Source organism: Pseudophaeobacter sp. 1A09344 (assembly GCF_041008745.1).
In the GTDB taxonomy this organism is placed as follows: domain Bacteria; phylum Pseudomonadota; class Alphaproteobacteria; order Rhodobacterales; family Rhodobacteraceae; genus Phycobacter; species Phycobacter gallaeciensis_A.
This window is the reverse complement of record NZ_JAXGFS010000012.1, coordinates 1-20,998: the sequence shown is the minus strand read 5'-3', so window position 1 is coordinate 20,998 and position 20,998 is coordinate 1. Positions and strand designations below refer to the sequence as shown.

23 protein-coding genes are annotated in these 20,998 nt (G+C 63.4%); 21 read left to right on the top strand and 2 right to left on the bottom strand.

Annotated features, from left to right (window positions below; genetic code table 11):
* The first annotated feature begins 20 nt into the window (after positions 1-20).
* From SM765_RS18335 to SM765_RS18240, 20 genes are all read left to right on the top strand, one after another.
* A complete protein-coding gene (locus SM765_RS18335) occupies positions 21-422 on the top strand; it encodes an HNH endonuclease (protein WP_368981680.1) in 402 nt (133 codons plus the stop codon).
* Between the two features lie 93 nt (positions 423-515).
* Complete coding sequence (locus tag SM765_RS18330) at positions 516-953, top strand: P27 family phage terminase small subunit (protein ID WP_065271001.1); 438 nt, start codon at positions 516-518, stop codon at positions 951-953.
* Positions 940-2,607 carry a terminase large subunit gene (locus tag SM765_RS18325; protein WP_368981679.1) on the top strand — a complete coding sequence of 556 codons (1,668 nt, stop codon included), beginning with the start codon at positions 940-942 and terminating at the stop codon, positions 2,605-2,607. Before SM765_RS18330 ends, SM765_RS18325 begins: the two co-directional genes overlap by 14 nt.
* A complete protein-coding gene (locus SM765_RS18320) occupies positions 2,604-3,884 on the top strand; it encodes a phage portal protein (RefSeq protein WP_368981678.1) in 1,281 nt (426 codons plus the stop codon). Before SM765_RS18325 ends, SM765_RS18320 begins: the two co-directional genes overlap by 4 nt.
* Positions 3,881-4,813 carry a S49 family peptidase gene (locus SM765_RS18315; RefSeq protein WP_368981677.1) on the top strand — a complete coding sequence of 311 codons (933 nt, stop codon included), beginning with the start codon at positions 3,881-3,883 and terminating at the stop codon, positions 4,811-4,813. The genes SM765_RS18320 and SM765_RS18315 overlap by 4 nt, the downstream gene beginning before the upstream one ends.
* A gap of 104 nt (positions 4,814-4,917) precedes the next feature.
* Complete coding sequence (locus SM765_RS18310) at positions 4,918-6,240, top strand: phage major capsid protein (protein ID WP_368981676.1); 1,323 nt, start codon at positions 4,918-4,920, stop codon at positions 6,238-6,240.
* Between the two features lie 84 nt (positions 6,241-6,324).
* Complete coding sequence (locus SM765_RS18305) at positions 6,325-6,684, top strand: hypothetical protein (protein ID WP_368981675.1); 360 nt, start codon at positions 6,325-6,327, stop codon at positions 6,682-6,684.
* Positions 6,685-6,696: 12 nt separating this feature from the next.
* A complete protein-coding gene (locus SM765_RS18300) occupies positions 6,697-7,272 on the top strand; it encodes a head-tail connector protein (protein ID WP_368981674.1) in 576 nt (191 codons plus the stop codon).
* Complete coding sequence (locus SM765_RS18295; protein ID WP_368981673.1) at positions 7,272-7,595, top strand: head-tail adaptor protein; 324 nt, start codon at positions 7,272-7,274, stop codon at positions 7,593-7,595. The genes SM765_RS18300 and SM765_RS18295 overlap by 1 nt, the downstream gene beginning before the upstream one ends.
* Positions 7,596-7,965: 370 nt before the next feature.
* Positions 7,966-8,445 (top strand): HK97-gp10 family putative phage morphogenesis protein, encoded by a 480-nt coding sequence (locus SM765_RS18290; RefSeq protein WP_368981672.1) that lies wholly within the window; start codon positions 7,966-7,968, stop codon positions 8,443-8,445.
* The gene (gene gp17, locus SM765_RS18285) at positions 8,442-8,810 is read left to right on the top strand and encodes a tail completion protein gp17 (protein WP_368981671.1); all 369 of its coding nucleotides are present in this window, start codon (positions 8,442-8,444) and stop codon (positions 8,808-8,810) included. The genes SM765_RS18290 and gp17 overlap by 4 nt, the downstream gene beginning before the upstream one ends.
* A gap of 51 nt (positions 8,811-8,861) precedes the next feature.
* Complete coding sequence (locus tag SM765_RS18280) at positions 8,862-9,311, top strand: phage tail protein (protein WP_368981670.1); 450 nt, start codon at positions 8,862-8,864, stop codon at positions 9,309-9,311.
* The gene (locus tag SM765_RS18275; protein ID WP_368981669.1) at positions 9,308-9,679 is read left to right on the top strand and encodes a hypothetical protein; all 372 of its coding nucleotides are present in this window, start codon (positions 9,308-9,310) and stop codon (positions 9,677-9,679) included. The genes SM765_RS18280 and SM765_RS18275 overlap by 4 nt, the downstream gene beginning before the upstream one ends.
* 98 nt (positions 9,680-9,777) lie before the next feature.
* Entirely contained in the window at positions 9,778-10,008 is a 231-nt protein-coding gene (locus tag SM765_RS18270) for a hypothetical protein (RefSeq protein WP_368981668.1), read from the top strand.
* A gap of 1 nt (position 10,009) precedes the next feature.
* Positions 10,010-14,794, top strand: a complete 4,785-nt coding sequence (locus SM765_RS18265) for a hypothetical protein (RefSeq protein ID WP_368981667.1) — start codon at positions 10,010-10,012, stop codon at positions 14,792-14,794.
* Positions 14,794-15,699 (top strand): hypothetical protein, encoded by a 906-nt coding sequence (locus tag SM765_RS18260; RefSeq protein ID WP_368981666.1) that lies wholly within the window; start codon positions 14,794-14,796, stop codon positions 15,697-15,699. The genes SM765_RS18265 and SM765_RS18260 overlap by 1 nt, the downstream gene beginning before the upstream one ends.
* A 12-nt stretch (positions 15,700-15,711) precedes the next feature.
* The gene (locus tag SM765_RS18255) at positions 15,712-17,490 is read left to right on the top strand and encodes a peptidase G2 autoproteolytic cleavage domain-containing protein (RefSeq protein ID WP_368981665.1); all 1,779 of its coding nucleotides are present in this window, start codon (positions 15,712-15,714) and stop codon (positions 17,488-17,490) included.
* Positions 17,487-17,801, top strand: coding sequence for a phage holin family protein (locus SM765_RS18250; protein WP_368981664.1), 315 nt, complete (start codon positions 17,487-17,489; stop codon positions 17,799-17,801). The genes SM765_RS18255 and SM765_RS18250 overlap by 4 nt, the downstream gene beginning before the upstream one ends.
* A gap of 73 nt (positions 17,802-17,874) precedes the next feature.
* Complete coding sequence (locus tag SM765_RS18245) at positions 17,875-18,657, top strand: glycoside hydrolase family 19 protein (protein WP_368981663.1); 783 nt, start codon at positions 17,875-17,877, stop codon at positions 18,655-18,657.
* Between the two features lie 42 nt (positions 18,658-18,699).
* Positions 18,700-19,038, top strand: coding sequence for a hypothetical protein (locus tag SM765_RS18240; RefSeq protein ID WP_368981662.1), 339 nt, complete (start codon positions 18,700-18,702; stop codon positions 19,036-19,038).
* A gap of 233 nt (positions 19,039-19,271) precedes the next feature.
* On the opposite strand, the gene SM765_RS18235 is transcribed toward SM765_RS18240, so the two are convergent.
* Positions 19,272-19,481 (bottom strand): hypothetical protein, encoded by a 210-nt coding sequence (locus SM765_RS18235; RefSeq protein WP_274835822.1) that lies wholly within the window; start codon positions 19,479-19,481, stop codon positions 19,272-19,274.
* Positions 19,482-19,566: 85 nt separating this feature from the next.
* Between SM765_RS18235 and SM765_RS18230 the strand changes: the two genes are divergently transcribed.
* On the top strand, positions 19,567-19,785 hold the full coding sequence (locus SM765_RS18230; protein WP_274835823.1) for a DNA adenine methylase: 219 nt from the start codon (positions 19,567-19,569) through the stop codon (positions 19,783-19,785).
* Positions 19,786-20,177: 392 nt separating this feature from the next.
* Here the strand turns inward: SM765_RS18230 and SM765_RS18225 are convergent.
* A partial coding sequence (locus SM765_RS18225) for an FkbM family methyltransferase (RefSeq protein ID WP_368981661.1) occupies positions 20,178-20,998 on the bottom strand: 821 nt, incomplete at its 5' end.

Genomic DNA, 20,998 nt, shown 5'->3' with positions numbered 1-20,998 from the left:
CCGAAATGTGAGGTGATGTTGTGGCGCGGCTGAAGATCTGCGCGGCGTCGGGCTGCGAAGAGTTCGCTGTGCCCGGACTGCCGCATTGTGAGGAACACGAGGCGGTGCGGCAGGCCAAGCTGAAGGAGCGGCGGGCCAAGGCGCAGACCTCTGAGGCGGCCATTGCGGGGCGCAGGCTCTACGCCTCGGCCAAGTGGAAAGCTGCGGCAAAGGCTTTCCTGCGCAGGCATCCGCTTTGCAGGGATTGCGCTGAGCTGGGCGCGATCGAACCGGCAACGGATGTGGATCACATCCAGCCGCACAAGGGCGATCGCAGAGTGTTCTGGGATCGGTCGAACTGGCAGGCGCTTTGCCATCGCTGCCACAGCCGAAAGACGGCGCGCGAAGTCTTTCACACCCCCCGGGGGGTATCTGAAAACTAAGGCCAATCTGCCCTAAACCGGCGGGGGAACCTTTGTTTTCACAAGCGCGAATTTGGAGAAAAAAGCCCACCCTTTGATGATGGAGAAAACGGGATGAAGGGGAAGAAACCGAACCTGCAGAACGTGGTTCCCATGAAAGGCGACATTCAGAAGCATGTGCCGGAGGCGCCGGAGTTTTTGGAGGATGAGGCCCGCAAGGTCTGGGACGAGCTGGCGCCGGAGCTGGTGAAGAAAGACAGGCTGGAGCCGCTCTATGAATACCAGTTCGCGAGCTATTGCGTTTGCGTTGCGAACTTCATTGCGGCTTCTGCCTGCTTGGCGGTCGAGGGACTCTATTACGAGACCAAGACCCGCAACGGGATCCAGCAGAAGAAGCGGGCGGCCTGGGGGATCCAGCAAGAGGCTATGGCGGGCATGCGCCGGGACGCGGCGTTGTTCGGTCTGTCGCCGGTCGATGAGGCGCGCCTCGGCGCCGGTGGTCAGGGGGATCTGTTTGATCAGGTTATGGCGCAACTGAATGGAACCGATTGATCACCCGGTTTCCCGCTATGCCGTTGGCGTGGTCGAGGGCGATATCGTCGCCGGTGACCTGGTGCGGATGGCTTGCGAGCGGCACCTGATGGATCTGGAGACGGGCGCCGATCGCGGGCTGGTCTTTGACTGCGAGGCGGCCAGCCGGATCATCCGCTGGGGCGGGATGCTGCAGCACACCACGGGGCCGATGGCGGGTAGGCCGCTGAAGCTGGAACCCTGGCAGGAGTTCCGGCACGGGTCGGTCTTTGGCTGGAAACATGCGGAAACCGGCCTGCGCCGGTTCCGGTCCACCTATCACCAGGTGGGCAAGAAGAACGGCAAGACGACCGACACGGGCGTGCCGATGCTCTACACGCAGCTGTTTGATGGCGAGGCCGCGCCGCAGGGCTATTGCGCGGCCACGACGAAGGATCAGGCGGGGCTGCTGTTCAAGGAAATGAAACGGATGATCAAGCGATCGCCGTTTCTCGGGCAGGTGATGAAGGTGTGGCGGACCTCGATCGAGACGCCGCGCACGGATGGGCTGATTGCCTGTCTCAGCCGGGATGGCAATTCGTCGGACGGGATCAATCCGAGCTTTCTGGCGCGGGACGAAATGCACCGCTGGACCGATCGGGAACTGGCGGACACGATCGTGGAATCGATGATCGCGCGGGATCAGCCGATCGATTGGGTGATCACCACCGCCGGGCAGGACCGGGCGTCCTTGTGCGGCGAGCTGCGCGATTATGGCGAAAGCGTTCTGCGCGGCGCGGTCGAGGATGACAGCTTTTTCGGGTTCATCGCGGAACCGCCGGCCGATTGTGATCCGGCAGATCCGAAGTTCTGGGCCATGGGCAATCCGAACCTTGGGGTGAGCAAGAAGGTCGAGGCGATGCAGGACACGCTGAAAAAGGCGCTGGCCATTGCGGGTCGGATGCCAAACTTCAAGCGGTTCCACCTGAACCTCTGGACCGAGGGCGCGGAGACATGGATCGCCCGGGATGTCTGGGACCAGGGCATGGCCTGCGCGCCGTTTGATCCGGCCATGCTCTATGGGCGCAAGGCCTGGGTGGGGCTGGATCTGTCGAACAAGGTGGACACCACGGCCATCGTGGTGGCGGTGCCGGTGGATGGGCTGATCTACCTGATCACCTACACCTTCATTCCGGAGGGGCCGAAGGGGTTCATCCAGCGGGCGCAGACGGAAAAGCGCGAATATGTCGGCTGGCGCGATCAGGGCTGGCTGGAGGTTCACAAGGGCGGGACGATCGATGAGGACCAGCTGGTCAACCGGCTGGAGTGGATCCGCAAGGCGTTTGATCTGCAGGAGGTCGCTTATGATCCCTGGGGCATGAAGTACCTGGCGGACAAGCTGGACAAGCGGCGGTTCCCGATGGTCGAGCATCGGCAGGGCTATGCCTCGATGTCGAACCCGATGAAGCGGTTTGAAGAGAAGGTCGCCCAGAACAAGATCCGGCACGGGGGCAATCCAGTGCTGGGCTGGCAGGTCGGCAACGTCCACCGGGACGAGGACGCCGCCGAGAACGTGAAGCCGAACAAGAAGAAATCAACGGGCCGCATTGATGCGGCGGTTGCCGCCATCATGGCGCTGGGGCGCGCCGAGGTGGGGGAAGAGAAACGCAAGGCGCGGGAAGTCGAGGTCGTATGAGGTTCTTTGGATGGGATATTGCGCGCGGTTCGGATGAGACCGTTGTGCAGCGCGTTGAACCGCCTGTCATGGCTGCGGCGGCGGAGACCTCTAGCACGGCCAGCCCACAGCCCTGGTTGACGGAAATCGGCTGGGGCAGTGGGGGCGGCCCGGTGAACAAGCGGCTGCCGCGCGTGACGCCGCAGCGGGGCGAGCAGCACGGCACGGTCTTTGCCTGCTGCAACAATATCGCCGGGGATCTCTCCAAGGTGCCGCTGAAGATCTGGGAACGCAAAGGCGACGGGCAGGAGGTTCGGGTGCGCGATCACCCGGCGGCCTATCTGCTGAATGTCGAGGCTTCGGACGGTGTGCCTGCGAAAATCATGCGCTTTGCCCTGGTCTATGCCTGGGCTTTGCGGGGCAACAGCTTTGCCTATGGGCCGCGCGATGGGGGCGGGGAGCTGGAGATGATCGAGCTGATCGACCAGACCGCCTGCACCCCGCTGCGGGCTGGCCGGTCGCGGTTCTATGACTTCACCGATGGGGCCGGTGTGCAGCGGCGCGCAGCCAGCCGGTCGATGGTGCATCTGCGCTACCTGGCGCTGGATGGCTGGGCAGGCCGGTCCCCGCTGCAGGTTGCGGCGGAGTCGGTTGGCCTTGCCTTCGCCGGGCAGGAATCGGCGGCGCGGTCGGTCTCGGGCGCCCATGCAAAGGCCTTCATGAAGCTGGGCGATCACTATGAGGATGACGAGGCGCGCAGCCGCAATGCGCGGCGCTTGAAGGAGCATCTGACCAATCCGCAGTCCGATGGGATCCCGGTCCTGGGGCCGGATGATGACATCAAGAGCCTGGACCTGACGGCTGCGGACCAGGAGCTGCTGGCCAGCCGCAAGTTCGATCGGGAACAGCTGGCCGCGATCTACCGCATGCCGCCGTCAAAGCTTCAGATGCTGGAATATGGCGTGAAGGCGAACGGGGAACAGCAGGCGATCGACTATCTGACGGATTGCCTTCTGCACTGGTCTGGCCTGGCGGAGCAGACGCTGGCGCTGTCGATCCTGACGCGGGGCGAGCGGGAGCGTGGGCTGTTCCTGCGCCATGACTTCGGCGCGCTGCTGCAACCGACGATCAAGGATCAGATTGAGGCCGTCACAAAGGCGGTTGGCGGGCCGGTCTACACGCCAGACGAGGGGCGCGCGAAGCTTGGCCTGCCTCCGACCAAGGGCGGGGACAAGATGAACCCGGCGCCGAACATGACGCGGGACGATAGCAAGGACACGAAAGGGAAAGACACATGAGCTGCACAACCGTTGCCGCCCTGATGGGCGCTGCGCCGCTGGCGATTTCCGAAATCGGCCTGCCGATGCTGGGCCTTGATCTGCCGGGGCAGGAGGTTGCGGCGCTGCCGTCGATCCAGGCGGCGGGTGAGGGGATCACGTTTGAACGGGGCCAGCGCTTCGCCATTCACCGCGGCATTGCCTATGTTCCGGTCAGCGGCATTCTGACGCCCAATTCTGCGGTTCTGGAACGCTTTTTCGGTTGGTCCACCTATCACGGGCTTGCGGAAACAATGGCTGCGATCACGACCAGCGATGAGGTGCAGGCGGCAGCCTTGCTGTTTGATACGCCCGGCGGCTCTGTGGTCGGCGTCCAGGCGGCGGTCGAGGCGATCCGCGCGGCGGTGCTGGTGAAACCGATGCATGCGTTGGTGAACCCGCTGGCGGCTTCGGCGGGCTATTGGCTGGCCAGCCAATGCAGCGATATCACCCTGACGCCCGGGGGCTGGGTCGGTTCGGTGGGCACGATGCTGACCGGCGCGCAGCCGATGCAGCCCGGATCGGGCGGCGATCAGGTCTTTATCCAGACCTCGGCCCATGCCGGTGCCAAGCGACCGGATCTGTCCAGCGAAGAGGGGCAGCGCCTGTCGCAGATCCGGCTGGACCAAATGGAAGCGGAGTTCCTGGCGGATGTTGCCGAGGGGCGCGGCATTGCTGCGGGCGATGTGCCGGGGCGGATGAGCCGGACGGACAGCGATGCGGATGGGGGCGATGTGTTCTGGGGGCAGGACGCGATTGATCGCGGTCTGGCCGATGGTCAGGAAACCCTTGCGGAGTTCCTGACCCGCATCGCGGAAGCTTACGCGCCGCAGCCGCAATCACAGACCCGGCGCCGGTCAGGCGCCTACCTGGCCAAGGCCCGAGCCGCACGGGCGCAAGCCTCACTCTGAATTCTCATTGGCAGGTTTGCCGGTGATCACCTCGCAGCGCAGGCGGCGGGGTCTTTGGGCTGCGCGATTGCAGCCTGTTCCATGTGACAAAGGAGACAAGCACCATGGATATCAATGATCTGCGCCGCATGCTGAAAGCGGCAGCGGGAAAGATGGAAACCACCGCCCAGGCGATCGAGGATCTGGAAGCTGCGGGTGATGCAGAGGCCAGCGCGATCGAGGCGGCACAGGCCGAATTTGACGCTGCCGAAGCGGAGTTCAAAGGGCTGCAGACCCGCGTTCAGCGCGCTGAAGCCGTGGAGCAGGCAAAGGCCCATACCGCGACCTCGGAGCTCAGCACCGGCGGCAGCAATCCGGGCGCGGGGACCGGCGCGCCTGCGCCCGCACAGGCCAAGGCCGCGGGGCAGGAGGGGATTGAGGTCGGGTTCATGGCCCATGCCCTGATCAACGCCAAGGGTGACCGTGACAAGGCGGTGGAGCGGCTGGAGCAGGACGGGCACAGCGCCATCTCTGCGGCCCTGTCGGGGGCCAGCGAAAGCGCCGGTGGCGTGACGCTGCCGCGTCCGCAGGGGCAGGCGGTGATCGAGCTGCTGCGCCCGAAGGTGACGGTGCGCGCATCGGGCGCCCGGGTGCATGACATGCCCGCAGGCGAGCTGCGCAATGCGCGGCAGGCGACACCCTCCAGCGCGGCCTATGCCGGGGAAAACGCGGCCATCGTGGAAAGCGAGCCGACCTTTGACAAGGTCGAGGAGAAGTTCCGCAAGCTGACCTCGCTGGTGCCGATCGGCAATTCCCTCCTGCGTCATACCAGCGCCTCGATCGCGCTGATGGTGCGGGATGATATCATCAAGGAAATGGGCCTGAAGAACGACCTGGCCTTCCTGCGCTTTGACGGCACCGGTAATCTGCCGAAGGGCCTGCGCCAGTGGGCGCCGGTTGCCAACTGGGCCACCATCGCGGTGAAGGATGCGGCGACGGTAGAGGCTGCGATCCGCGCGATCGTCAGCAAGGTGGAGGATGCCGATGTCGGCCTTATCAATCCGGGCTGGATCATGCGGGCCAGCGCCAAGAACTTCCTCGCAAGCCTTCGCTGGGCCAATGGCTTCAAAGTCTTCCCGTCGATCGATGACAATGGCACCCTGCACGGCGCGCCTATCCGCACCACCTCGCAGGTTCCCGATAACCTTGGCGTTGGCGGTGATGAGACCGAAATCTATTTTGCCGACTTCAGCGAAATCATGATCGGTGACTCTCAGCAGATCACCTTGGCCTCCAGCACCGAAGCCTCCTACGTCAACCAGGCGGGCGATACAGTCTCGGCCTATCAGAACGATCTGACCCTGATGCGCGCCATTGCAGAGCACGACATGGCGCCCGCCCATGACGCGGCGATCGCGGGTCTGAACGGCGCAGGCTGGACCCTCTAAGGCCGCTCCAAAGCGGATGCAGCTTCGGCCCTGGCGGTGATCGCCGGGGCTTTTCTCTTTCTCCAGACATCAAGGATTGCTGACATGGCAAAAGAAATCGTGGAATTCCTCAAGACCCATGGCCGTTACGTGAAGGGCGACGTTGCCGGGTTCGAACCGGCGGTGATCGCCAACTGGCCGAAGGGCACCTGCATGCCCTATGACCCGGATCGCCCCAAGCCCGCTGAGCGTGAAGCGGCTGACCTGGAGGCCGACGCGCAGGATCTGGCGGTGCGCGCCGCTGAACTGCAGGCCCGCGAGGATGAGCTGGCGGCGCGCGAAGCCGCGTTGATGGAACGCGAAGCCGAGGCCATTACCGCCCCTGCGCAACCCGCAGATCCGGTAGCTGGTGGCGAGGCGGAAAAGACCGCCGGCGCGCCGCCGAAACAGGGCGCCAAGTCGTAAGGGGCCGGTCTGATGCGGGTGATCGAGGCCGGGGATATCCCGGCAGGTGTGGATCTGGCCGACTTCAAGCGGTCGGTTCACATTGCTGCGGAGGATTTGGACGATGACGGTGCGCTGCAGCTGGCGCTGCAATCGGCGGAAGCCGTTGTCGCCACGGCCACCGGTCGCCCGCTGACACCGCGCGCTGTTGAATTTGTCGTGGTGCGCGGGGCCTGGCGGCGCTGGTGGTTCCCGGTTTTGCCGGTGCAGGAGCTGCTGGCGCTTGCGGTGGATGATGGCGCGGGCGGCTGGATCGATCAGCCGCTGGATGGCGCATGGGTTCAGCAGGCCCATGATGAACCGCAGCTGGTGCTTGGGGCCAGCTGGGCCGGGCATGGCGTATCAGGCGAGTTGCTGCGGGTGCAGGCCCGGGTTGGCGGCGCCGATGCCAATGTCTTGAACCGGGCGCGGCAGGCGATCTTCCTTTTGGCGAAAGAATGGTTTGAGGCCGGGATCTCGATCGAGGGGGATGAGGCACCGCGCCTGTCTTTTGGAGTGCGTCTTCTGATGAAACAGGCCCGTTATCAGCGCCCCTGCGAGGTGGCCTGATGGGGCGGCGGCTGGATCGAACGGTGACCTTCCTTGAGGCGGTCACCGCCAAATCCCCGACGGGCAACAAGACCAAGGACGGATGGAATGAGCTGTTCCCGGTTGCCGCCAGCTATCAGGCGTTGTCGGACGGGGAGCGCTGGCGGGCCGGAGCGGTCGAGCAGAAGGCGGAGGCGCGTTTTACGGTGCGCTATTCCGCGCGGGCTGCGGCGATCCTCGGGGCGAACCGGCTGCGCTTTGAGGGCGCGGATTGGGAAATCACCGGGAGCAAGGAAATCGGGCGGCGGCGGTGGATCGAAATCACCGCCTGGAAGATCCGGTAGCTTCAGGGGGGTGGGTTCCAAAGCGTGCTGCCCGCGACGTTTGTGTCGAGATAGAAAGAGCGCCGCGGGCTGCAACTTCTCGGTCCGATCCTAATCTAACACTGTTCGGATTACTCATAGATTAACGGAATGAGCGTTTGAGCAGTTTTTTTGATGAGACAAGGATCCCTGACATCTCATCGAATGGGTGCCGGGGCAGCTGACGCGGGGCATGGCCAATGTCGTGCAGCCCGCGACGGGTGAAGTGAGGGGATGACGTCGCGGACTGCAGCGGCCTTGGGACTATCGATCTCCTAACAATGTGCCAGTTGCGGAGAGATTAACGGTTTGAGGTTTTTGAGAATTTTTCGACGAGGCAAGGATCTCTGACATGTCAGTCAAGATGAAGATCGAAGGCGCCGGTGACATCGAGCGGGCGCTGGGTCAGCTTGCGCGGGGCACGGCCAAGGGCGTGCAGCGGCGGGCGATGAAGAAGGCGCTGCAGCCGGTGGCAGCGATGGCCGATGCGTTGTCGCCCTTCACGGTGAAGGTCACCAGCAAGCTGACGGCCCGGCAGGCCCGGGAGGCGCGCGGGGACCGGGGGCGCAGCAAGGTGGTGCTTTATGTGGGGCCGGTGCAGCCGGATGGCAGCGATGCACCACACGGCCACCTTTACGAGTTCGGCACCGGGCCACGGGTGCAGGCTTCGACCGGCAGATTTGTCGGTGCGATGCCCGCGCGGCCCTTCATGCGGCCCGCCTGGGATGCCAACAAGGCCCAAATGCTGGAGACTCTGAAGCGTGAGACCTGGGCCGAGATCGAAAAGACCGTGGAGCGCGCGCGGCGCAAGGCCGCGCGGGCGGGCACATGATGGAAGCCGATATCTATGCGGCGCTGGAGCCGCTTGGCCATCCGACGCTCTGGGGCGGGTTCGATGATTTTGACGCCGGTGAGGCGTTCCCGCGCATCACCATCCAGCGGATCAGCAATGCCACGGCTTATTCGCTGAAGAGCCGCGCCGATGTCGAGACCGCGCGCATTCAGGTGAATGTCTACTCGGGTGATGCGGATCAGGTCTTCGCGCTTGGTCGGCAGGTCTCGCAGACCCTGACTGACTATCGCGGCGGGTCTGTGATCCGCTGCAAAGAGATATCCCGCCGGGATGGGACGAACCCCTCCGGCGGCGATGTGATCCGGCTTCAGATGCTGGACATTCAGGTGCGCTACCGCGCCTGACCGCTGGCCGGGTGACCGGCTCAATCAACAAATGATGGAAGGAAGAAGCCAATGGCAGAGAATGTCATTCCGGGCGATCTCGTTGACATGGAATGGTCCGTCGACGGGGTGGACGCGAACTTTGCGGTGATCAAGGGCTGCAAGACGATCGGGATCCCGGAGGTTGACCAGGAATACCGGGACCGGACGTCGCTGGACAGTCCGGGCCGGTTCAAGGAATGGGGCCTTGGCCTCAAGGATGGCGGTGAGATCACCCTCAACTGCTTTTACTCGACCGAGCTTTACAAGCAGGCGGCGGCCTATAACGCAGCAGGCAAACCGGTGTTCTTCCGGGCAAAGCTGCCTGCGGGCGAGGGGCAGAGCACGGGCGATCTTTTTGCCTACAAGGCCTATGTGGTTCCGACGATCCCCACCACCGACCAGGATGGCGATCTGATGACGGATCTCAAGCTGCGCACCACCGGCGCGGTTGACTGGGTAGAAGGGACGGCAGCGGTATGATCAATCACGCGAAGATGAAAGTGGGCAAGACCACCCACAAGCTGAAGTTCTCGACCGCCGCTCTGATGCGGATGGAAGCGGAAAATGACGGCAAGCCCTTTGATGCGCTGGTGGATCATCTGATCAGCGGCAAGGGCGGCGCGTCTTTTGTGGTCTCGGTGCTGGCCGCCGTGATGAACGATGGCGCGGGCGGCGAGCGGGACGAGGCTGTTGCCCTGGTCGATGGGGCTGGCGGCGTGCGCAAGGTGCTGACCTCTCTTGGCGAGGCCATCGCGGTTGCTTTCCCTGCCGAGGCAGATCCGGACGCTGATCCCGATGAGGACGCAGAGGGAAACAGCGAGGGAAACGGGCAGGCCGCAGGGGCGTAGACTGGCAGGCGCTTTACCGGTCGTGGTGCAGGCTCGGTCTGCACCACGATGACTTTGGCGCCGTCACCCTGCGGGAATACGATCAGATCACCCGGGCGGTGATCGATGGCAAGAACGACCAGGTCCAGGCGCGGCGGGTGCTGCAGCAGGAGCTGGCGGTTCTGATCAGCCATGCATTCCACAGCCCGAAGACCATCCCCGACTTCACCAAGGCGGGGAATGAGACATCCAGCAAAAACACGCGGGACAAGAAAAGCGATGCGCAGGCTGTGGAGCAGCTGCGCGCCTCGCTGATGAGCCTGCACTTCCACAATCAGAGAGGGGCATGAGATGGCCGCAATTATCGGCGCTCTTCGGGGCGTTCTGTCCATGGATTCGGCTGCCTTTGAAAGCGGCGCCAAGCGGGCCCAGTCGACTATGGGCAAGACCGAGCGGCGCATGCTGCGGATGGGCGCCAATATGGAGAAGGCCGGGCGGCGTATGTCGCTGGGCCTGACCCTGCCACTGGCGGGCGCCGCTGCGGTGGCGGTCAAATCCAGCCTGCAGATGGTGGATGCGCAGGCCAAGATGGCGCAATCCCTCGGCACCACGGTCAAATCCATGCAGGTGCTGGATCGGGCGGCGGATCTGTCCGGCGTGTCGATCGGAGAAGTGCAGCAGGCAACGATCCAGCTGACCAAGCGGCTGAGCCAGGCGGCGGGCGGATCGGGCGCTGCGGCCAAGGCGCTGAAGCGGTTGCATCTGAACGCCTCCGATCTGCAGCGCCTGCCGCTCGATGAGCGTCTGGCCCGGATCCAGGGCGCGCTGGCGGAGTATGTGCCGGAGGCAGAGCGCGCGGCGGTGGCCTCGGATCTCTTCGGCAGCCGGGCCGGGCTGATCTTCACCCGCATTGACAGCGCCACCCTGAAGCTTGCGGCTGAGGATGTGGGCCGCTTTGGCGTGGCGATCTCCGAAGTGGATGCGGACCGGCTGGAGACGGCCAATGATGCGATGTCGCGAATGGGCCTGGCCGGACGGGGTCTGGCCAATCAGCTGACCATCGCGCTGGTGCCTGCGATGCAGACGGTGAGCGATGGCGCGGCCTCGGTTGCGGAATGGTTCAACGGGCTGGGCGAGGGCACCAAGCGGGTGATTGCGCTTGGCGCGGCGGGAGCGGCGGCGCTGGGACCGCTGGCGGTGGGGCTGGGCCTCACTCTGAAGCTGACCGCGCCGCTGGGGGTGGCGATGGCGGGGATGCTCTCCACCGTGGCGCTGGCGCCGGTGCGGTTCCTCGCGGCTGCAAAGTCCGCGGTGGCGCTGGAGATGGCGCTCGGGGCCACCACGACGCGCGCGGCGCTTGGCAGTGTTGCGATCAAAGGCCTGTCGCGGGGGCTGGTGCTCTTGCGCGGTGCGGTGATCACCACCGGGATCGGCGCGCTGGTTGTGGGCGCGGGGTATCTGGCCATGAAGTTCCACCAGCTGGTCACAGCGACCGGTGGCTGGGGCATGGCGCTGCAGGCGCTTGGCGATCTGGCTTCGGGCGTCTGGCTGGGGATCAAGACCAGTGCCAGATCGATCGGCCCGGCGCTTGGTGCTGTCTGGGAGACCGTCAAGGCAGGCTTTCTGCGCATGATGGGCACGATCTCGGAAAACTGGTCCGCCTTCCTGTCGGGGCTTGCGGTCCGGGTGAAGAACATCCCGGGCATGTCGGGGGCCTTTGATGCGCTGAATGAAGCCTCTGGCCGGGCCTTTGAAGGCGTTGCGAGGTACGATGCGCTGGCGGTGCGGGCTGCAAACAGCAGCGCGGCGCTGAAGAAAGAGGCCAAGGGGCTGGTGCGCGAGGGCTGGGGTAAGGCAACGGCTGCGCTCAAGACCCTGACGCTGCAGATGGACAGCGCCAATGCGGAACTGGATGCGGGCGATGACAGCGCCGATGCGTTGAAGGACAGCCTCGAGGATCTGAACGATACGCTGGATGATGGATCCGGCGGTGGCACCAAGGACAAGCTGGATAAGACCAGGAAAAAGGCAAAGGACCTGTCCGATGAACTGAACGGTCCGCTGTCCTCTGCGGTGGATGGCGTGGCGCGCTCCTTCGGGGACTGGGTGGCGAATGGCCTGCGGGATTTTGAGGGCCTCTGGGATGGGATCAAACAGGCCGCAAAACGCGGGCTGGCGGATCTGGCGTCCTCCTTTGCGCAGAACACGCTGAAGATTGCACTGGGGCTGTCGGTCACGGGATCCGGCAGCGCGGCCAGCGCAGGAACTGCCGTGCTGGGCGGTGGCGGCGGTGGTGTGAACCCGCTGGGGATCTTGAGCAATGTCGGCAGTCTTGTTGGCGGGGGCGGTATTGCCGCCGGGATCGGCTCCGGCCTTGGCGGTGTTCTGACTGGCGGCGGCCTTGGCTCCAGCTTTGCCAACCTCGGCGGGCTGGTCAGCGGCGCCTCCAGTGGCTGGGGCGCGCTTGGGGCGGCGCTACCTGCGGCGGGTCTCGTGCTGGGTGGCATTGCGCTCCTCGCCAAGGGTCTCAGCCGCAAATACGCAGGCTCGGGGATCCGGGGGCGCTTTGGCGCCGATGGCTTTGAAGGCTCCTCGATCGACTTCTACAAGGGCGGCTTCCTGCGCTCGAACCGCACCGACTACAAGCCGCTGGAGGCAGACTTCGAGGCGGCGCTGGATCAGAGCGTCACCGGGCTCACCGACGGTGTGAAGGATATGGCGGCTTCGCTGAACCTTGGCACCAAGGCGCTGGAGGGCTTTACCAGCGAAGGCTTCACGCTCTGGACCAATGGCAAGAGCCAGGAGAAGATCCAGGAGGAACTGCGGGCGCGCATTGAAGAGACCGGCGCGGAAATGGCCGAGCTGGTGCTGGGCACGGATGACTTCAGCCGCGCCGGAGAAACCGCGCTTGATACGCTGGGGCGGCTGTCGGGCAGCCTCACTGCAGTCAACGATGCGGCGGATCTCCTCGGCCATGGTCTTTTTGATGCCTCTCTGAAGGGCGGCGATGCGGCCTCGCACCTGGTTGATCTCTTTGGCGGCGTCGAGGCCATGGCGGGATCTGTCTCGGCCTACTTCGGGGCCTTCTACTCCGAGGGCGAGCGCACGGAGGTGATCCTGCGGCGCCTGCGCGAAGAGTTCGGGGATCTCGGTGTGGCCATGCCTGCAAGCCGGGACGGCTTCCGCGAACTGGTCGAGGGGATCGATACCACCACGGAACACGGGCGCGAGCTTTACGCTGGCCTTCTGCAGATGTCCGGTGTCATGGCCGAAGTGTTGCCGCAGGTCAGCGCCTATTCCGCCGAGCTGGCGGGCATGGTGGGGGAGATCGGCGGCGAGCTTGGCGCGCAGATCGATGCGGCCCGCGCCCGGGTATCGGAAGAACGCGCCACGGCGGAAAGCTGGCGGCGTGCGGGCAGTGGGCTCCGCGATCTGGTTGATGGTCTGATCACTGGCGATCTGACCGGCGCCAGCGCGGCGCAGGCCGAGGCGGCGCAGCGGGCGCGGCTGGACGGTGCGCTGGCAGCTGTGCGCAGCGGGGATCTCTCGGCAGCGGAAAGCCTGCCGGAGCTGGCGCGGTCCTATCTGCAATCGGCCCGGGCCGGTGCGGGATCTGCGCTGGAATACCGGCGGATTGCGGCAGAGGTGCAGGGTCAGCTGCGGTTTGCGGCTGGGGTGGCGGATCTGGAAAGCGGCAATGATGAGGTTCTGGCAGGTCTTTACGAGCAGCAGATCGAGGTTCTGGCCTCGCTTGGCAGCTTCCTGCAGCTTGAAGGGCTGACCGGCGATCAGATCGCGGATCTGAGCCAGGGCGTGCAGGATCTGGCCGCGGATTGGGATGGCACCGTCAGCGCATTTGAAACTTCCCTCGGGGCGCTGGAGGATGCCATCAGCCAGGCCGAGGCCTTCAGCTATGACGACCTGGTCGGCGCGCTGGATGTGGCGGTCACGCTGGCGGATGATGCGCCGCGCTGGCTGCGCCGGATGGTGGAGCAGGCAGACAGCGGGATCCGCACCACGCTGGACTTCATCATCCGCCGCGATGATCTGACGGCGGCGGACCGCTGGATTGCCACCCATGCCCTGTCGCAGCATGTGGCCAGCCTTGACCTGGTGCTGCGCGAGGATCTGGACCGGCAGACCCGCAAGCTGGTTCTGACCAATACCGAGGAACTGCGCCGCAAGCTGATGCTGCAGCTGGGCCGGGATCTTGATCCGGACACCCGCGCCATGGTGCTGACCCGCAGCGCCAACCTGTCGCGCCGGGTGAACGTGGCGCTGACCCGGGAGGGCGGCGATACCGTGGAGCGGCTGACGCGCCTGCAGGATCTGATCGGGGCGCGGGGGCAGGCCGGGCGCCTCAGCTTTGGCGGCGCGGTCCGCCTGACGGCGGATACCGTCTTCAGCGATCTCACCTCGGCCACTGGGGATCTGCTGCAGCCGATGGAAAACCTGCGCGCCATGCTGGGGGATCTGCGCGCGGCGGTGCGGCTGGACACGGCAGAGCGGCAGGCACAGTCCAAGGTTGCCTCCCTGCAGATACGTGGCGCCGGGCTGGCAGACCGCACAGAGGATAAGCGGGCAGGGGGCGCCGAGCTGATCGGCCAGATCGAGGATCTGCAGGCCTCCACCGGGATCAAGCTGCTGCGCGGGGAGGGCGAGGACGCCATCCTGCGTCAGCGGGAGGATGGCACGATTGCTTATCGCGCGGATTACACCAGCGGCGGCGCGGGGCTTGCGGCCTTCAATGCGGCCTTCCGGGGCGCCGATGGTCTGGAAGCAAAGATCGGGGACTACAATGAGCGGATCAGCGGCAGGAACGACCGGCTGGAGCGCCTGCGGGCGCAGATCCGGGGGCTGGGCGGCATTCCGCAGTTCGCTGCAGGCGGCGCCCATGCAGGCGGTCTGCGCATCGTCGGGGAGCGCGGCTGGGAGATCGAGCGCACCGGCGCTTCCCGCATTCACAGCCATGCGGAGTCCGTGGCGATGCTGGATAACCGCTTCGTGGTGCAGAGCGTCAACGCCCTGGCCAAACAGGTCGGGGTGCAGGGGCAGAGCATGGAGCTGTTCGTGCGCAAGATCGCGCAGTTCCTGGAGGACTGGGATGAAGCCGGGCAGCCGGAGGTGCGGGTCTGATGGACTTCAACATCATCGCGCCGATGGCCGTCACCGATGCCGAGCTGACAGCCTCCAATATCCCCGAGGATGATCATCCGGAATGGGCGGCGGGCACCACCTACGCCAAAAATGATCTGGTGATCTCGCTCACCTCGCACCGGATCTACCAGAGCATGCAGGATGGCAACCTGGGCAATGATCCCCTGACGGATGATGGCAGCTGGTGGTTCGACCTGCGGGCCACCAACCGCTGGTCTGCCTTCGATCAGCGGCGCTCCAACACGGCGTCGCATCCAGACCAGATCACCTACTCGATCACCCCGACGCAGGATTGCGATGCCATCGCGCTCTTTGGTCTCACCGCCGGGTCGGTGCGGATCGAGGTCCGGGACGGAGCAGTCCGGATCTATGATGAGACCTTCATGATGGTCGACACCGGCCATGTGGTCAGCGTCTATACCTGGTTCTTCGGCGGCATTGTCTACACCCGCCAGAAGGTTTTGAACGGCTTTCCCGGCTACATCGGCCACCGCATCGACATCACCATCGCGGCGGTTGGGGCTACGGCCAAGGTTGGCCATATCGTTCTCGGCCGGAACCATCTGCTGGGGCAGGTGATGAACCTGCCGCGCATCTCCTTCGTCAGTCACAGCCGCAAGGGCTATGACGATTTTGGCGATGAGATCCTGGTGAAGCGCGGCTCCACCCGCAAGATCGAGGTGGCCTTGTTGGTGCCGACGATCCAGGCGCCGCGCGTGATGGACATCATGGCCGAGATCGATGGTCTTGCGACGGCCTTCTACGCCTCGGGCACAGGGCCAACTTACGGGATCGAGGGGCTGGGGTTCCTCGATGACCACGGCCAGCCGCTGGATGTGGCGGGCGAAAGCACATTCCCCCTGATCATGAAAACACTGAAATAGGACAAAGAGGCCATGAGCTATCCGGAGTTCTCCGACTTCCCGCCGATCCCGCAGCGATCGGCGGCGGAGGCGGACTTTGACACCAAGATGTCAGCGCTGTTCCAGCACTTTGCCACCACCCACCGGGCGGAGCTGATCGCGCTGATCGATTTTTTGAAGACAAACAGCACCATCATTGGCGGTGCGCTGAACGCCACAACCGTGGGGCTGGATACCCCTGCAGCGGGGAAGTTTACCGCGCTGGAGGCGCCGCAGCTGGATCTGATAAACGCCGTCTCCGGGGTCTTGGCGGTGCTGGGGGCAAGCGCATCAGATCTGAATATCGGGACCACCTCGAACCACCCGGTTGATTTGAGGGTGGCGGGGATCAGGAGTATCCTCCTGTCCACGAACGGGACCAAGTCCTTTTATAATTCTAGTGGGGCGACGGTCGGCGTTACGATGACGGGCGTCGGTGCAGTGGGGATTGGCGATACCTCCCCAGACGACCCGCTGGTTGTTGCAAGGCTTGGCGGCAGTCGTGCAGGCGTCTACCCAAGGGACTCCATTACGACCATCTTGACGCACCCCGGAGGTGACGCCAGCGGTTCTGGCTCGGGCATCACAGTCGCCGGGAACGACACGTCAATCTGTAAACTGCTGTTTTCCGACACATCTGACGGAGACGCGGGCGGGTGGGTATACCACCACGGCGTCGATACAATGACAGGCCGGGCAGGTGGTATTGACAGTATTACGCTTGACGCAAGTGGAAACGTTGGTGTCGGAGTTGTACCTGTATACCGGCTAGACGTAGAAGACGGCGCCAATCAGGTTAGCTCGCGATTTGTAAACACAAACGCCAGCTTCAGTTCCAGGGTCTGTGATCTGCGCGCCGACCGGGTAGCGTCATCTTCTTACGACTTCATGCGCATGTTGTCTGGTGGGATTTCTGACTTGGAGTTCCTCTTTAGGGGAGACGGAAATGGCTTCGCAGACGGCTCGTTCACAGGCGGCGGTGCCGACTATGCGGAATACTTTGAATGGGCAGATGGCAACCCGGGCCATGAGGATCGGCGGGGTCTCTCTGTTGTTCTGGATGGTGACAAGATCCGGCTGGCACTGCCCGGTGAAGATCCGATCGGTGTCATCTCTGCCAACCCATCCGTGATCGGTGACGGAGATATTGATCGCTGGAAGGGCAAGTATCTCAAGGACGCCTTCGGGGCCTACGTCTGGGAAGATTACGAGGCACTGAGTTGGACCGAGGTTGTCACTGAAACCGAGACGGTTCAGGAACAGGCGAGCGAAACGCAGGAGCGCACCCGCGAGGTGATCGAGGTGGTCGATGGCGTTGCGGTCAAAAGAACCGTGACTGAAACCGTACAGGTGCCGCTCTTCGATGAGTTCCCGCTGGTGGACGAAGCAGGCCAGCCGATTATGGTCGCGACGTCCGAGACCTTGGCGGATGGGTCGCAGAACAAAATCGAGGTTCAGGCGGTCCACCGGGAGCAGCGCATGGCAGAGGTGCAGCGCCAGACCACCCGGGACGTCGAGCACAGCTACGCAGCTGACGAGGTGCCGGATGGCGTCACGGTTCCGGCCGATGCTGAGCGCGTCACGCAGCAGCGCCGCAAGCTGAACCCGGATTATGACCCTTCACAGGACTACACGCCGCGCGCTGACCGACCGGAATGGGACACGGTGGGGCTCATGGGAAAACTGCGGCTCCTCAAGGGGCAGCCCACCGGCGCGCGCTGGATCAAGATGCGCGATGTGAGCGCGGATGTAGAAGAATGGTTGGTGAGATGACGGAACCTGGCCTGGTGGACTGGCTGTCCAATCTGATCGGCGGCGCGGCAACAACGCTGGTGGGCGCCGCGATCGGTCGCCTGATGTGGCATTCCGGCGAGGTGCGCAAAGGGCAGCGCCGCTTCTTCGGCCCGGAGCTTCTCTGGGAAATCCCGGTGGCCTTTGGCATGGCCATCATCGGGGAAGCGATCGCCAGCTACCTTGGCGCCAGTGCCACGGTCAGCACCGGCATTGTGGCGCTGGCGGCTTACATCGGCCCGCGTGGCGCCGAGGTGTTGCTGGCCAAATGGCTGACCCGCGCCAAACCCTGACCTGATCCCCCGAACCCTGAAACCGCCCCGTCAAGGATGCCCTTGCGCGGGGCTTTTGCATTGGAGGCTTTCCATGCCTGACATTCTCACCTTTGAAACCCTGCAGAAGATCACCGGCCCGATCGCGCCGGGCAGCAACCAGGCGCGCAATGCGCAGTCCTTCCTGCTGGCCCTGAACCGTTACGGATACGATCTGGGCCTGAGCCAACCGCACCGGCTGGCCTTCCTGCTGGGGCAGGTGCTGCTGGAAAATGGCGCCTTCCGCTATGACCGGGAAATCTGGGGTCCGACACCGGCGCAGGCGCGCTATGACATCCGCACAGATCTCGGCAACACGCCGGAACGGGATGGCGATGGCTACAGGTTCCGGGGCCGCACCGGCATGCAGATCACCGGGCGCGCCAATTACCGCGCCTTCACCGCCTGGGTGCGCCGCCTCGATCCCACTGCGCCGGATTTTGAGGCTGACCCGGATGCGGTGAACCTCGATCCCTGGGAGGGGCTGGGGCCGCTCTGGTACTGGTCCGAACGCGGCCTGAACCCGCTGGCCGACCGGGGTGATATCCGGGCCGTCACGCGCCGGATCAACGGCGGGTACAATCATCTGTCCGAGCGCAAGCGCTGGACCCTACGCGCCCAGCTGGTGCTTTTGGGATATGGCGCAACGGATCTGAGCGCCTTTCAGCGCGCTGCCGGTCTCAAGGTGGACGGTCTGCCCGGCCCGAAATCGCATGCCGCCCTGCACTCGGCCCTGCTGGACCTGCCTCCGGTCAAGTCCCCGAAGCCCAAACCCACAATCGAAACCACCGGGATCCGCGCCTTCCTTGCGCAGTTCTTGCCCTGGCTGGCGAACTAATCCGCCGACCGCTTTCCCCAATCCCAAACAGAGGACTAACCCATGAACTGGAATGACATTCTGCAACAGCTTCAGCCCGCGCTGATCAGTGGCCTGAGCTTGCTTCTTACAGTGCTGATCGGTGGCGTCGCACAGGTGGCCAAACAACGCTTCGGCCTTGAGATTGAGGCCCGCCACCGCGAGGCCCTGCACAGCGCCCTGATGAGCGGCGCCCGCGCCGCGATCGAGGACGGCCCCGGCGCCGGAAAGGATGTGCTGGTCGAGCAGGCCGTCACCTATGCCCGCGAGTCCGTGCCTGACGCGATCGCGCGGCTGCGGCCCAGTGAGGCGGTGTTGCGCCGGTTGGTGGTCGGTAAGCTGGCGGAACTCGGCGTAAAGTAGGGCGATCACGAAAAGACAAGGCCCGCCATCTGGCGGGGCCTTATTCTGTTTATGGAACGGCGTTTACCAGACCTCCGGTGTCTGTCGCAGACGCGCGCCGCAGTTAGGTGTTTTGGAAGATGAAGTAGTTGGCCGACAGGTCGGCGATTTGTGGTTACGTAAAATGCTATTTGATTGTGTGCGTTACTGATACATCCTGCGGAAGGTAACTTACTCTACCACTTTCCCAACGTTCAGCGCAGCGCATCAAGTTTATTGCCATGTTCGAGGAGCGCTCGGATGATTTGTTCGTCATGAAACTGGATGTCGCGTCGGCAGGACGGGCACGCGCACTCAAAAGTTCCGTCTTGTACCCGTCGCAATGGTTGCTTGATGCCATCGCTGCAGTGCGGGCAGGAAAGTTCGACTGGGATATCGTATAGTTCCTTCGGGTCTTTAGCCATGTTTCTAACCTATCAACAACATAAGCTTGTACACAACAGTGCAATACAGGCCACCTGAGTCAAGCTTGATTGAGGCGGCAAGGGCATGTTTGAGCGCGATCACTTCCAGGCGATGGCCGACCAGATGGCCGGGATCCGCGGCAATTGCATTCTGTCGATCAACGATCGGCCGGAGATCCGCGAGATCTTCGCAGCCTTCCGGTTTGAAGAGGTGGCGCTGAAATACACCGTATCATCGGGCGCTGCGACGGACGCAGCCGAGTTGATCATCTCCAACTTCGAAACGCGGGTCGGGTTATTCTGAGGCGGTGATGTGGTGATCTCGTCCCCTTTGGGGCGGGCGCATGTGGCTTTGACTGGTTTGCGCAGATAGCGACCTTTGCAAAGTCGGCGGATCTGGCGACATGGCGAGCGATCCATGGCGCAGGCGCGCAAGGAAGAGCTGACCTTCGCCGCAGGCGCAGCCGCCGACCACCTTCGAACGGCAGGGATGCGGACTTTGCGGCTGTTCAAGTCGTGATCAGATGACCCTCGAGCGCCATATATTCTGCCGTTGGCAAGACGGCTGTACCTATCTGGAAACTTAAACCGATTTTTCTTTGAATTTTTGCGGCTGTCCAAATCAATTTGTCATCGGATACGCCGACGCGGAGCGTTGAAGGTCGTTATCAACTGCTCAGAGAACAAAATGCGACATCAGCGTTTGGCCAAAATGCTGCGCGGAGCATTCATGAATGCTCCATTTTCAGATTGTTCAAGCCTGAATAGAACGTCGCCGAAGCGCCAGCCATTTTGATCCACTCCGCCCGTGTATACTGAGACCAATCGCAAGCCTTGCTGGGTAAGGTGAGAAAATATTTCAAAGAAGTCGCCGTGCGGTTCGCCGGGTCGGTCCTGAAATTCGCATTCACACAGGATGAAATCAATGCTGCGGCTGGCAATAGCACGCTGCGCACCGCGGAGAACGTTCATCTCATAACCCTCTACGTCAATCTTTAGCAAACCGATCCTGGACAACTGCCGCTCCGCCAAGAACTGATCTACAGTGGTGGCATGCACCGTTTCGATTTGCTGTTGGGAGCCGCCAGGTACATCCGCCTCCAAGACCCTGTTCAGCCCGCTTGTTCCCTCGGCTAGCATTTCAATAGTGCCGACCTTATCACTCATTGCCGTGTGAAAGACCTCGACGCCCTCATAACCTGCCGCTTTGGTCTGCAATGCGGCAAAGGTATTCTTCACAGGCTCGAAGCAGAATATCTGTCTGTTGTGAAACCGGTTGGCTAAGGCTTGAAGTGTCTGACCAGTATTAGCCCCTACATCAAGGGCGACAAATTGCGTCCTTTCAGTCTCCCTTAAAGCCGCGATGTCTAGCGTCCAATCTACACCGAACGGGACATCGTTGTCGTGAACCAGATTCAGGCCTTTTTTGTTCAAAGCCTTTGACCTGCTCCCCTGAAAAGTCCGCGGTTTGAAGTTAGCCTGTTCTCCAAACGAGGAGACAAACGATGCGGAAGAGC